General features: G+C 41.6%; 9 protein-coding genes. 1 reads left to right on the forward strand and 8 read right to left on the reverse strand.

Annotation, left to right across the window (positions count from 1 at the left end):
• Nucleotides 1–118: 118 nt before the first annotated feature.
• The 5 genes from IGI50_RS13565 to IGI50_RS13585 all read right to left on the reverse strand — a co-directional run bounded on the left by IGI50_RS13565 (nt 119) and on the right by IGI50_RS13585 (nt 8,069).
• Entirely contained in the window at nt 119–2,539 is a 2,421-nt protein-coding gene (locus tag IGI50_RS13565; protein WP_438777318.1) for an HAD-IC family P-type ATPase, read from the reverse strand.
• Between the two features lie 174 nt (nt 2,540–2,713).
• Nucleotides 2,714–3,220 carry a GNAT family N-acetyltransferase gene (locus IGI50_RS13570; RefSeq protein ID WP_438777319.1) on the reverse strand — a complete coding sequence of 169 codons (507 nt, stop codon included), beginning with the start codon at nt 3,218–3,220 and terminating at the stop codon, nt 2,714–2,716.
• Nucleotides 3,221–3,326: 106 nt separating this feature from the next.
• A complete protein-coding gene (locus IGI50_RS13575; RefSeq protein ID WP_010745359.1) occupies nt 3,327–4,271 on the reverse strand; it encodes a 3'-5' exoribonuclease YhaM family protein in 945 nt (314 codons plus the stop codon).
• Nucleotides 4,268–6,898: an AAA family ATPase gene (locus tag IGI50_RS13580; protein WP_438777320.1), complete on the reverse strand. Its 2,631-nt coding sequence runs from the start codon at nt 6,896–6,898 to the stop codon at nt 4,268–4,270. The genes IGI50_RS13575 and IGI50_RS13580 overlap by 4 nt, the downstream gene beginning before the upstream one ends.
• Nucleotides 6,888–8,069: a metallophosphoesterase family protein gene (locus IGI50_RS13585; RefSeq protein ID WP_438777321.1), complete on the reverse strand. Its 1,182-nt coding sequence runs from the start codon at nt 8,067–8,069 to the stop codon at nt 6,888–6,890. Before IGI50_RS13585 ends, IGI50_RS13580 begins: the two co-directional genes overlap by 11 nt.
• A gap of 179 nt (nt 8,070–8,248) precedes the next feature.
• Here IGI50_RS13585 and IGI50_RS13590 point away from each other — a divergent pair, with 179 nt between their 5' ends.
• Entirely contained in the window at nt 8,249–8,431 is a 183-nt protein-coding gene (locus IGI50_RS13590) for a hypothetical protein (protein WP_222225989.1), read from the forward strand.
• A 32-nt stretch (nt 8,432–8,463) separates the two neighbouring features.
• On the opposite strand, the gene IGI50_RS13595 is transcribed toward IGI50_RS13590, so the two are convergent.
• The 3 genes from IGI50_RS13595 to IGI50_RS13605 all read right to left on the reverse strand — a co-directional run bounded on the left by IGI50_RS13595 (nt 8,464) and on the right by IGI50_RS13605 (nt 12,708).
• Nucleotides 8,464–9,603, reverse strand: a complete 1,140-nt coding sequence (locus tag IGI50_RS13595) for a serine hydrolase domain-containing protein (protein WP_438777322.1) — start codon at nt 9,601–9,603, stop codon at nt 8,464–8,466.
• A 492-nt stretch (nt 9,604–10,095) separates the two neighbouring features.
• Nucleotides 10,096–10,437, reverse strand: a complete 342-nt coding sequence (locus IGI50_RS13600; protein ID WP_010745354.1) for a YlbF family regulator — start codon at nt 10,435–10,437, stop codon at nt 10,096–10,098.
• A gap of 69 nt (nt 10,438–10,506) precedes the next feature.
• Complete coding sequence (locus IGI50_RS13605) at nt 10,507–12,708, reverse strand: PBP1A family penicillin-binding protein (RefSeq protein WP_438777323.1); 2,202 nt, start codon at nt 12,706–12,708, stop codon at nt 10,507–10,509.
• Nucleotides 12,709–12,869 lie beyond the last annotated feature (161 nt).

The following is a 12,869-nucleotide window of genomic DNA, read 5'->3' on the forward strand; positions in this document are numbered from 1 at the left end:
CAAAACTGGCAAAGTTAACGAGTGAATTTGAATTCTACTTTTAGTCTATTATACCAAAAATCCCGAAAAAGAAAGCCTTTTCCGGGAAATTTTAACAATTTAAGTATTTATTACTCTATTAAATGACACGTGACTGCGGATTCTTTTTCGCCTGTCGTTTCTTTTTCCAGCGAATTCTCCAATCCACTAATCGATCCATGACAAAGGTCAAGCCCTTGAACAACCAATAAATACCAAAGGTTAATGGGATAACGAAAAACAAATTGCGATTCCACAATTTATCAAAATCGAAAAATTCTCTAAAGAAAAGATAACAACTTAGGTAGGCTGTACTCAAGGCGGTAATCAGTGCAATCTTTTTCTTATCTAATGGGAAAGAAACTTTGTATAAAACCAGTAGTCCTACACATCCTGTCAAAAAAACAGACATAGTCGACGTCGCCTGATAATCTAAATCAAACAACACATTCGCTAATTGAATAATCATTACAGCACTCACAACTGTCAAAGCCCCAGGCAAAGAGACCCGTAAAATATTATTCAAAAAGTCCCCCTTAATCCGTTCATAACTTGGCTTCAATGCCAAGAAGAAGGATGGGATTCCAACAGTTAATGCATTGATTGGTGTTAGTTGCACCGGTTCAAAGGGATATGGACTTGCAATGATCATGAAGATTACTGCGAGTACTAACGAATAAATCGTTTTGACCAAGTACATCGAAGCCACACGTTCAATATTATTGATTACCCGCCGCCCTTCATTTAGAACGTTCTGCATTCGGGCAAAATCAGAATCTAATAAAATCACATCGGATGCTGCTCTTGCCGCACTGCTTCCATTTGCCATCGCCACACCAATGTCTGCTTCTCGCAACGCTAACACATCATTGACGCCATCTCCGGTCATACAAACGGTATGATTGATTTTTAACGCTTGAATCAAGGATTGCTTTTGCTTTGGCGTCACTCGACCAAAGACTGTCGTTTGAGTTACTAAAGCTTTGTAATCAATGGGCTCATCTAAGCTGGACATATCAATAAACGCTTCGGCATTTTTGATCCCAGCCTTTTGTGCGATTTTCGAAACCGTTAATGGATGGTCTCCAGAAATGACCTTCAATTGAACATCCTGTTTGGCAAAATAACCAAAGGTCGCCTGTGCATTCTCTCTCAAATTATCTGAGATAATCAACGTTGCAAGCAATCGCGGCTCATAGACAAGTTCTTCTTCCAAGGTCCCTGGATACTCCACCAAAACGAGTACGCGTTGGCCTTCTTCTAAATAGGGTTGGATCTTGCTTTGCATTTCTGCGGTCATTTCTTTGAAGATAAATTCTGGCGCACCAAAAGCGAAGCTGCCTTGATCCTTAAAGGACACGCCACTCCATTTTCTTGCAGAAGAAAACGGGATAACTTTTTCTACTTGCCAATCACTGATTGCTGGAAAAGCCTTACGTAAGGCTGTTGCTGTCGCATTTTGATCCTTCAAATGATGCAGGAGAGCACCCATGATCGTGTTTACACGATTTTCTGAAACTTCCTCCAGTAATGCTTGTTCAAATTTTAGTGTGCCGTCAGTGATCGTTCCTGTTTTGTCTAAGCAAATCACATCAACTCGCGCCAACGTCTCAATAGATGGTAAGGCCTGCACGAGTACTTTCTTACGTGCCAGATTCGCTGCACCAACTGCAAATGCGACGCTGGTTAACAACATCAGACCTTCTGGAATCATGCTGACTAACGCAGCCACCGTTCCTAAAACAGCCTGCTTAATGGATGCAGATGCTTGGTATTGACTATAAAATAAGCTTAATCCTACTGGGATAATCACAATCGTTAGAACAGCAATCATTCGACTCAAGACCTTTGTCAATTCTGAGTTCCCTGTTTTTTTCGTTTTTGCTTCACTGGTTAATTGCTCTGCGAAATTATCTTTTCCCACAGCCGTTCCTTGATAGAAGCATTCCCCGGCAGTGACGAAGCTGCCGCTGAACAATTTATCTTGCAAAGTCTTTTGTACGCGATCTGCTTCACCAGTCAGGAGTGACTCATCTACTTCGACCCCTTCACCCGCTAATAAATTCCCATCTACTGGGACCTGATCGCCATTTCGCAGATAAAGAATATCCCCCAAGACGATAGCTTCCTGATCAATCTGCTGCAACCGTCCATCTCTTAAGACAACTGCTTTTGTTTTAGCTAAGACTGATAATTTATCGATGGTATGTTTTGCTCTTAATTCTTGGATGATTCCAATCAAGGTGTTGATCACCACAACACCAAAAAACAAGGTATTCTTTGGCGAACCCACTAAAAGCACGAATAAGGCCAATACAAGGTTTAGAATATTGAAGATATTGATCGTGTTTTCTTTGATAATTTCTTTGTCTGACTTTAACAAGTTCTCTTCCACTTGATTCGTCTGACCGTCTTCTATTTTTCGCTGCACTTCGGAAGCTGTTAGACCCTCTAGCTCTGCTGGGATCTCAACTGTATCAAAATTTTCTTCCACCGTTTGAACTTCTTTCTTTTTCTTCATCCGGTTTCACCTCACTCCATTTGTAACAACGCTGTATCACAGCGAAAAATAAGTTTTCCCTCTATGCTTATCTTAACACGACTTGCTTTTTTAGTCGGTTTTTAGCTTTAAACGCAAGCATCTCTTAAAATTTGAATCATTAGAATAAATAAAAAAGCCGCTGTAAACGACGGCTTACTTTTGAACAGAATAAACGTAGTGAGACATATCTATGCCTCGATAATGCTTGATAAATTCTCCGCAACGAGTCATGCCATTTCTTTCAGCAACCCTTTGAGAAGGGCCATTCGTATCACGGATAATTGAAAAAACCTCATCTGCCTGTAGCATTTCAAAGGCATAGTTTTTGCACGCCATTGCCGCTTCGCTTGCATATCCTTTGTGCCAGAACGCTCGTTGGAACAGATAGCCGATCTCTAACACTTGCTCCCCAGCAAGCTCCTGCCATGTTAAGCCACATTGGCCGATCATTTCGCCTGTTTCCTTTAAAACCGCTGCCCACAAACCAAAGCCATTCCGCTGATAACTCTTTAACTGCTTATCTAGCCACGCTTGAACCTCAGCGTCACTAAAGGCTCCTTCATAAGCATACATGGTCTGCTCATCCTGTAAAATTTTACTTAACGCTTCTCTATCCGATGGTTGCAATTCTCGAAGGTAAAGTCTTTTCGTTTCTATCATCTTCTTTTCATCTCCAAACAAGCTTAATTGTCACTTTTCAGACAGCTTAAGAAAGGCTTCCTTCACAATAAAAACATGCCGCGGGGCTTCCGCGACATGCTTTGTCTTAAATATCTTTTGGTACATAAAAACTGCGATTATCCAATCCAAAAATACGCTCGGTATATGTCCCTGGCTCTGCATTTTTCACAGCACTCGACATCATTTGCATCGAAGCATCAATGTTGTCGATTTGGTGCAGGATTTCTGCTTCCATGATGCGTGGGCGCACAGGTGATCCGTATTCCAAAAGTCCATGGTGTGACAAGACCATATGACGCAAGACCACTATATCTTCGTCAGCATCATTGATTTTCAATTCGGCACAGGCTTTCGTGATTTCTTCATCTACCAAAACAAGGTGGCCGACTAAATTACCTACTACTGTATATTCAGTCGAAGAAGGACCTGTTAACTCGATTACCTTCCCTAAATCATGAATGATGATCCCAGCATAAAGCAATGAGGTATTTAGCTGAGGATATTCCTTCGCGATCGCCTTTCCTAAACGCAGCATCGTCAATGTATGGAATGCCAAGCCACCGGCAAATGCATGATGATTGCGCTTTGCTGCAGGAAATTCGAAAAATTCCTTTTGATATTTGTTCAGCAAGAAACGAACGATCCGATTCCAATGGGCATTGGTAATCTCAAAAAGTGTCTTATTAAACTCTTCTTCCATGTCCTCACGCTTGATCGGTGCACGCTCCATGTATAGAGCTGGATCATTGGGTTCATCTGGCTTCGTTGTACGCAGGTGCATGATCTTCACCTGTGGGTTCCCTTGATAAATTTCGCGTTTGCCGTTTAATAAAACCACTTGTCCGGCTTTGTATCGCTTAATCTCTTCCTCAGAAGCATCCCAAAATTTGCCATCCACCGTTCCAGAAGTATCTTGGAAAGTAAACGCGATAAATTTTTTCCCATTTTTCGCTAAGCGAACGTCGGCGTTCTTAATTAGCACGTACATCTCAAACTGTTCATCAACTGTCAATTCTTTGATTTTTTTCATCGTTGGACTCCCTTCAATTCCCAGACTGGCTGGTGAAGCTCTTGGTAATAGCTTACCATTTCTTGGTCAGATGACAAACAAATGACCTGATAATTTTCGCTAAAATGCTGTAATAATTTAGCAAACTGATATTTTCGCTGATGATCATAATGGAGCCAACCATCATCAATGATTACTGGACACAATGGGTGCTTCTGCTGTAAAGCAAGATAAGCAAAGCGAAAGGCCATCATCACTTGATCTTTGGTTCCTGTGGAAAGATTATATATACTCATCTGATCGACGGTCAATAGTCCTTCTGAAAAATCTAAACGACTGTGTGCATTATTGGTCAGCTCTTGGAAATAGCCCATTGCCTGTTTTAGCAGCTCAGGCAGCTGCTGCTCAGATAATTCCGTGGCGATATCCTGTAACAACTGATTCTCCAGCTTCGCTACTGCATAATCCGTTGTTAAATTTTCAACTAACGCCTGTTGTTGACTGACTTGCTGATAAAGACTGTCCAGTGTGCCATCCGCTTGCATTTGTTGAATCTGCAAACGTGTTCGCTGCTCTTGCTCCTGTAATTGCTGGAGCTGAGCTTCGCCAGTTTGAATCTCCTGCTGTAAGATACGCAAGCCTTCTTTGATTTCTGCAAGTGTTGTTTCCTCTTTGAATAATGGGACAACACTTTTGGTTAGTTCACTTAGCCGACCTTGCTTTTGAATCACCTCGGATTCCCGCTGTAAAAATGCGGGAATCTCTGATGGATACGCCAAATGTACTTTTTCCATCAAAGGATGATACTGCGCTAAAAGCTGCTGCTGATGCTTCTGTGCTTCATGGATGCGCTGCTGCAAAACCGTATTTTCTTGATAGGTTTGAGCAAAACGGATCTGCTCCATTTCCTTAACAAACTGCTCTAACGCTGCAAACTTTTCAGATAAATTTTTTTCATGGAGGGGTAGCCACTCTGTCAAAAAGCCAAAACGCTCTTCCTGCTGCATCAAATTTTGGCGTAAAATCGATTGTCGCTGCTGAAGCTCTTTGTTTGTTTTCAGTTGTGCTAAATAATTTTGTGCCCGTTGATTGTCCTGCACAACCGCAAACTCGTTCTCAGCACCGGCTAAATTTCTTTGCCGTAATTCATTTTGAAGCTGATCGAATAGGCGTTGGACATTGCGCTGACTCTTAGCCGCTTTTTCTGTCATTTCCGCTACCTGTCCTTCGTAAACATCCAGCTGTCCAAGTTTTTCCTGCCAAGTATCTTTATTTGCAGGTTTGCTCTGCTTCAGCACCCCGCCGATACCGCAAGCGACTGCTGTTGCGACCAACACATAGCGCAAAGGGGCAGGAAGTAAAAAGGCGACGATCAAACCAACAGCTGCACCAATCAACAACCATGGCGGATTCTTTTTGCGGTTGAAGAGTTCCGGGTGCTTCTGTTCATAGTCATTGAGGCTAGCTTCTGCTTGATCTCGCTGTTCTTTGACTAAACGCAGACGAATTTGCTGTTCCTCTAGCGCTTTTTGCTGTGCCTGCAGCGGAGCGAAAAGTTTTTGAATTTCTTGCTCATCTGCAAACGGCTTGGGTGGATTTTGCTCCCAGTTCGTTGAAATTTCACTGACTTGTGCCAGCTTCACTGCGATCCGCTGCTCTTCATCCAACATTCGTGTGATAGCCACTTTTTCAGCTACTATTTGCTGAATCTTCTGTTCGTTTTCCAAGTAAAAATAATAGCGTGCAGATTCCTGATTTCCGCTGTGCTGCTGCAACGCAGCATGTAATTTTTCCTGTTCTTTCATTAATTGTTGATACTCTTGATAAAACGCTTGAAGCTCTGCCTGTTCCGACTCACTAGCTGACAGCTCTAGCTCCAGCTTCTTTAACTCTAAATATTCTGCGTATGCTGACCAGTTCATCCGTTGCTGTTCCAGTCCTAATTGACGCTCCTGAAGGTTGCGATTCTTTGTGGCTTGTTGCGTTACCTGCCGCTTTTCTTCATCTGCCTGGCGTACCAGCTGTTGAAAGCCGGCCTCCTGTGCTTCTTTTTCCTTGATCTTCTGTTGCAGGGCTTGATACTTCTGCAAAGCCTGATTCAATGGCTGTTTGCGTCCACGGGGCCGATAAATCGCTTCAAACGTATTTTTCAGCTGCAGCCGTTGTTCAAATAGTTCATTGCTGCCGGATAAACCCAAGGAGATTAACGCTTCATGCAAGTTTTCTTCACTTAGAACATCTAACTGCTGAAGCTGCTCCTGTTGGAAGGTAAACACTTGACGAAACAGCTGCTGGTTCAACGGATAAAGAATTTTTTCCAGTAATTCTTCTTCCCCTTGCTGGCCGTCTTCCATCCAGACTTTAGCCTTGCCTTTATTTTTGGCCTTGTATCGCTCGACCGTCACTGTCCCATACGTCGGATGGACGAGCAATAAGCGTCCGCCAAAACCACTGCCATCATTCGGTGTATAATCTTGACCTTTTTTACGCTTCGTGGGAAAACCGAATAAGATTGCTTGGATGAATTGATACAGCGTTGATTTTCCCGCTTCATTTAATCCATAGACTAACTGATTTTTTGCTTCAAATAAGAAGGTCTGCTGACGCCACTTGCCAAAACTTGTGATCTCCGCTTTTTTAATCCACATCGGCTTCCCTCCTAAATTGATAGCTTTGCTCCATTTTTTCTTTTAGTCTTTCCATCGTTTGCGTTCGAAACGCTTGATCCATCAAAGGGTGAAGCTGTGGATTCTGGTCCAAATCATTCAATAATTCATTAAATATTTCTGGTGTTTCGTACGTCAGGATCAAATGATCAATCAACTGCTTGTCCACTGCCAGATAAGGCTTTTCCTTCGGTAACTCTGCCAATGATAATTGCCAAAGACCAATCTCTGGTGCGGTTTCCTCTTGCAGCGCCTCTAGTAACTCTCCTGAGGCGATTTGATACGTCAGCTCTGAACCCACATTTTCTGCATCACTAAATTCTAAATGCATTAAGGTTGGTCCATTTACACTTAGGCGACGGACTAATGGAAAAATTTCCCGAGGTTGTCTAACTTTTGCTAAAGACAATGTCTGCTTTTTCCAGCGAACAGCTTCCACTGGCACCGCTTTTGGAATCAGTTGATTTCCTTGGCTCTCGACTATGATCACACCTGCGAGATTCATCTCTTTTTGTGTATGCCCTTGTGGTGTTCCAGGATAAATAACATAAGGCTGCTCTGCCAAGATTTGCGGAACGTGAATATGTCCTAACGCCCAATAATCATAGCCTTTTGAAGATAGCTCCGATAATTGAAATGGGGCATAAGGCGCCTGCCCACCGTGATACATACCAATGTGAAAATCGACAGCACCCTTCCGAGGAAACTTCTCAGCCATTTCTTCGATGATCGTTGGGTGTTGATAACTAAAACTTGTAATCGCGATCTGCTCTCCGGTTCCTGTAATAAAATTTTTCGTTTCGACTTGCTCCCCGTCGAATATGTGAATAGTATCTGGAAAAGCAAACCAATAACGATCTGCTTGATAAAAGTCATGGTTGCCAAAATTCATAAAAACAGGAATGTTTGCTTCATCTAAACGCGCCATTTCTTGAAAGAAATAACGTTGTGTTTTTAACGTGGGGCGATTTTGATGAAAGGTATCTCCTGCCAATAAAATGAAATCGACGGCTTCCGTAATCGCTGTATCTACAATATTTTGCAGCATCTTCTGGTTGGCTGTTGCCAAATATTTTTGAAAATGCTCTGGCACAGTAGTCAGTCCTTCAAAGGCGCGATCCAGATGTAGGTCCGCCGCGTGTAGGAATTTCATTTTTTCTCCTCCTCACATACAATGGTGCTGAACTTTAGAATAATCAGCATTTAATCCAATCTATTTTAACATAAAAAAACGAAAGTCTGTTCGTATTTGAGAAAACATTTTAAAAAGGAAATTCTCGAAAAAAGAAGGCAGATCAATTAGAATGAAAGTAATTGAATGGAGTGAGCGAAATGAATAAAGAAGAACTTATCAAAAAAGCCAAAGAACTCTTAAATGAAGGCAATATTGACAAAGCCAAGGCGTTTATCGAAGACCATAAGGACGAACTGGGCGAATATTATGATAAAGCCAAAGTATTATTAAAATCCGAGAAATTCGATAGTTTGAGGGATCAATTCAAAAAATTCTTCTAAATAAAAAAAGTTAGCCACACGGCTAACTTTTTTTATTCCATCTGGTTTAAAACTTCATAAATATGATCAGCCGTCTGACCTAAAGACTGAACCTGATTCGTATTCGCTAATAAAATGATAAAGGTCAGTCCTGTATGGGTAAAGGTATTGATTGTATTAAATCCACCAAGAACCCCGTGGCTAGAGTAACTGCCAGGATTCACATAGAACCCCATCCCATAAGTAGAAGCACTGCCTGCCGTCAGCATTTTACTTTTTTCTTCATCATTGATCAATTTTCCCTGCATCAACGCCTGATCAAACAAATAAAAATCGGTCGCTGTCGTATAAATATCGCCTGCACCAAATAATTGAGTAAGATTTGGTAACTCCGCTTTTTCTAAACGGCCATTTTTTTCTTTATAACTTTCTGCCAAGTCAGTGATTGCTTTGGTACTTTGATAGAAACCTGTATTTTGCATGTTGGCTGCCTTGAAAATATGCTCTTGGATGTACGCCTGCACCTTTTGTTTGCTAACTTGCTGAAGGATATAGGCTAGAACTGCATAATTACTATCCGAATAATGCCAAGTTCCTATTGGGGAATCACTGCCCGCCGCTTCGATTTCCTGAACAATCTGTTCCGGCAAAATTTCTTTACTTCCCTCTGTGCGTCCCGTTAATCCACTGGTATGATTAAGCAGATTCTTCAGTGTGATTTGCTGTCCATTGGGAAAAGCTTTTATGTATTTCGCAACAGGATCCTCTATCTTCAATTTCCCTGCTTGTTCCAACTGTAAAATTCCTGTGGCAATCATTGCTTTTTGTGCTGAGCCGATATAATATCGAGTCGTTGGTGTATTTTTCATTTGCTTTTCTTGATCCGCCAACCCATAAGATTGATTTAAAATGACTTGACCTTTACGTACTACCAACGCAATCCCTGAAAAATGCTGACTGTTCAAAAAAGTGTCTAACTCTTGATTGGAAGTCGTCGGCAAGACAATCGCTGCTTTCTCTTTTGGCTTCACTTCAGTTTCTTCTAGTGATGAATCTTTCGAAGTCCTAGTAGAGGCAATTGTTGTCTCTTGTGTTTTTTTTGCATGAAAATCTAACGCATTTGCATGCCAAGCTAATAAACAGCCGATAACCAACAGGACTATTCCACTGCCTCCAATAACTATTTTCTTCATTCTTTCTTCGCCATCCTTATGGCATGAAGTATAGCAAGTTTCGATAAAAAAAACTGTGATTTTTTCTCATCTATCATTTTTATTCGTTTCTTGTAAGATTCTTGTAAGCTAAAAAAATTGAGACTGGCAGCTAGCTCAGTTTTTGAGTATTCATTTTTCTAAACACCAGAAAAATGAACTTATTTTCGTACGCATACCATTGCACTAAACTTATTGACCGAAAAAGAATAACTTCTTTATACGAAGGATTTATTCTTTCATCAGATAAACTGCAAAAAGTGCAACTGGCACCTAGCTCAGTTTTTGACTATTCATTTTTCTAAACACCAGAAAAATGACCTTATTTTCGTACGCATACCATCCAACTATACAACACGTAATAGAATGGGAGGTTAATAAATGATTGGACTTTCCTTCAATCATAAAACTGCGAAAAGTTGGACTGGCAAAAAAAAAGCTGCGACGCGGGGGCGTCGCAGCTTCTATCTCTGATTAACCTTCGTACAATTCACGAATTGGAGTCATGATAATGCGGTTCAAATCGTTGATGATTACGCTGAAAGCTTGTTCTTTCACCATTAATTCATTGATCAAATCTTCTTGTTGAACCTTTTCTGCTAATGCTTGTGCTTGTGCTGCATCTTCATCACTGAAGTCTTCACCACGCATTTGTTTTTCTTGCAGACCTTGTTGGAATGCTTGGAAGTCCTTGAACGCCGCATAAGCTGTTTCATTTTTCTTTAATTCCGCAAAAGCTGCTTCTAAAGATTTAAATTCTGGTAGTTCGCGGATTTCGCGTTCCAATCCGTTCGCTGAATCGTAGATGTTTGCCATTTTTTTATTCCCTCATTTTCTATAAAAGTTACTTTTCTATTGTAACATGAATGGAAACGGGTTCACACCCTAATTTCCTTGTTGATATTGTTGCCATAGTTCTTGGCCTTTTTCTTTCAACTTATTAGCCCCTTCTTTAGCCTTTTCAAAGAAGTTTGCAGCACCTTCACTGGCTTTTCCGCCAATTTCTTTTAATTCTTCCCGCCATTTATCCGTGTCCGAATTGTCCGCGCCTTGGTTCACTTCATTTGCCGCTACAACTTTTCCGCCAGTCGCGTAAGCGTCCGCGACATCAAAGGAATATTGTCCGGCATATGGTAGGATAGATTCGGCTTCGGCTTTGAAAACCTGCCCGACTTCTGAACCGCTTGTCCCGCTCAAATAATGTGTCTCACTGACTTTTTCAAAACCTAACCAAGTAGAAATCACGACATTTGGTGTATAGCCAATGATCCATTGGTCATTGACCTTGTTTGCATCGAAGTTCGTTTCAGTCGTTCCCGTTTTCCCAGCAACTGTGAAGCCTGCAGGAGCTGCCTGAGCTGCTGTTCCGTTTGAAAAAGTACCTAGGAGCATACTGGTCATTTCATTTGCCACTTCTTTTGAAATCACCTGCTCATATTTCGGTGAGCTATTATCTTCAATAACCGCTCCTGTAGAATCAATAATTTTTGTGATCAAATGCGGTTGATATACTTTTCCTTCATTCGCAAAAGCACCATAAGCAGCCGCCATTTGCATCGGTGAGGTCCCTTTTTCTAACCCACCTAAAGCTAAGCCGTAGTATTTATCTGATTTACTTAATGGGATTCCAAATTCTTCGGCTTTATTATAGCCCTTATTCAAGCCAAGTTCATGCAGCAACCAGACGGCTGGTAAGTTCAGACTTTGAGCCACCGCTTGATACATTGGCACTTCCCCTTGATAGGTTCCGTCATAGTTTTTCGCTTTATAGTACGATTGCGGTTCGTCCTTCAGTACACTATCGGGTTTGTAGCCAGCTTCTAAAGCGGAGGAATAAACACTTAACGGCTTCATTGTAGATCCTGGTGAACGCTGCATTTGAGTCGCAAAGTTATAGCTGCGGAAAATGTGTTCTCCACGACGACCAACTAACGCTTGCACACCGCCGGTTTTAGGATCCATCGCAACAGATGCAGATTGCGGCATTGCGCCATCCGCAGCATTCGCTGGGAAGTTTGCGTTGTTGGCATAAACAGCTTCCATTTGTTTTTGATAATCCTGATCTAATGAGGTGTAAATTTTATAGCCTTTATTCAGTAAATCCTTTTCAGACATTCCATAGCGTTCTACGGCTTCGTCAATCACCGCATCAAAGTATGAAGGGTATCGATAGCCCGCATCCGCTGAGGAATACGTATCATTCAATTCTGAACCCAGATCAACGGCTTTTTCTTGCGCCTCCTGTTCTTTGGACAGCTTGCCATTTTCTACCATAACAGATAGTACAGTATCGCGACGATTTACTGCATTTTCTAGATTATCAATCGGATTATAAATACTTGGACCCTTCAGCATCCCCACGATCGTCGCTGCTTCACCAATCGTTACCTGATTCGCATCTACACCGAAATATTTTCTTGCCGCATCCTGAACGCCCCAAACCCCATTCCCAAAGTAGGCATTATTGAGGTACATCGTAAGGATTTGATCCTTGTCATATTTCTTTTCAATCTCGATTGCCATGAAAATTTCTTTAGCTTTCCGTTCAAGCGTCTGATCGAGACTCAAATAAGCATTTTTCGCCAGCTGCTGGGTCAAGGTACTTCCCCCACCAGTAATATGACCTGAGGTAACCAAACCTAACGCGGCTCGAGCAATCCCCTTGATATCAAACCCATGATGGTTATAAAAATTTCGATCCTCTGTAGAAACAACCGCATCCTTCAAATAAGGAGAAATCTGGTCACTTTCCACATAGGTTCCCTTCTGTCCATAGAGAGAACCGGCTTGTTCATTCTTTTCGTCATAGATAACCGTCGATTGCTTCAAGCTGGACTGCAGCGTCTCCACATTCACCGATTTCGCTAAGAAGAATAGATACACACTCATCACTAGGATGCCTACAAGTGTGATTAAGAGCAAGATTTTATTAATATGATATTTTTTCCAAATACGTTTGCGCCAATGGTGAAAACGAATCAAATAAGGCTTGATCCACTCCCAAAAGGTTTTTGTCCCGCTACGGAACTTTTGCCAAAAAACCTTCGCACCACTTTTAAATTTGCGCCAAAATTCCTGAAAATCCATGTTTGGTCTCCATTCTATACAAATTTCAGACACAGTGTATCACAAATGACCGATTCTATGCTTGGGTCTCCAGACCGATACACACTTGAGTGTATTCTAGCATGGCCTATCAAGGAAAAGCTGATTTTTTTCTTAAATATCCGTTAAAAGTGATACAATAA

The organism is Enterococcus sp. DIV0170 (genome assembly GCF_051710765.1).
GTDB lineage: Bacteria > Bacillota > Bacilli > Lactobacillales > Enterococcaceae > Enterococcus_A > Enterococcus_A raffinosus.

Bases quoted from the DNA above. Each gene is read 5' to 3' on its own strand.
- IGI50_RS13575 (WP_010745359.1), bottom strand. From the start codon at position 4,271: ATGAAAAAAATCAAAGAATTGACAGTTGATGAACAGTTTGAGATGTAC.
- IGI50_RS13565 (WP_438777318.1), bottom strand. From the start codon at position 2,539: ATGAAGAAAAAGAAAGAAGTTCAAACGGTGGAAGAAAATTTTGATACA.
- IGI50_RS13600 (WP_010745354.1), bottom strand. From the start codon at position 10,437: ATGGCAAACATCTACGATTCAGCGAACGGATTGGAACGCGAAATCCGC.
- IGI50_RS13595 (WP_438777322.1), bottom strand. From the start codon at position 9,603: ATGAAGAAAATAGTTATTGGAGGCAGTGGAATAGTCCTGTTGGTTATC.
- IGI50_RS13570 (WP_438777319.1), bottom strand. From the start codon at position 3,220: ATGATAGAAACGAAAAGACTTTACCTTCGAGAATTGCAACCATCGGAT.
- IGI50_RS13605 (WP_438777323.1), bottom strand. From the start codon at position 12,708: ATGGATTTTCAGGAATTTTGGCGCAAATTTAAAAGTGGTGCGAAGGTT.
- IGI50_RS13590 (WP_222225989.1), top strand. From the start codon at position 8,249: ATGAATAAAGAAGAACTTATCAAAAAAGCCAAAGAACTCTTAAATGAA.
- IGI50_RS13585 (WP_438777321.1), bottom strand. From the start codon at position 8,069: ATGAAATTCCTACACGCGGCGGACCTACATCTGGATCGCGCCTTTGAA.
- IGI50_RS13580 (WP_438777320.1), bottom strand. From the start codon at position 6,898: ATGTGGATTAAAAAAGCGGAGATCACAAGTTTTGGCAAGTGGCGTCAG.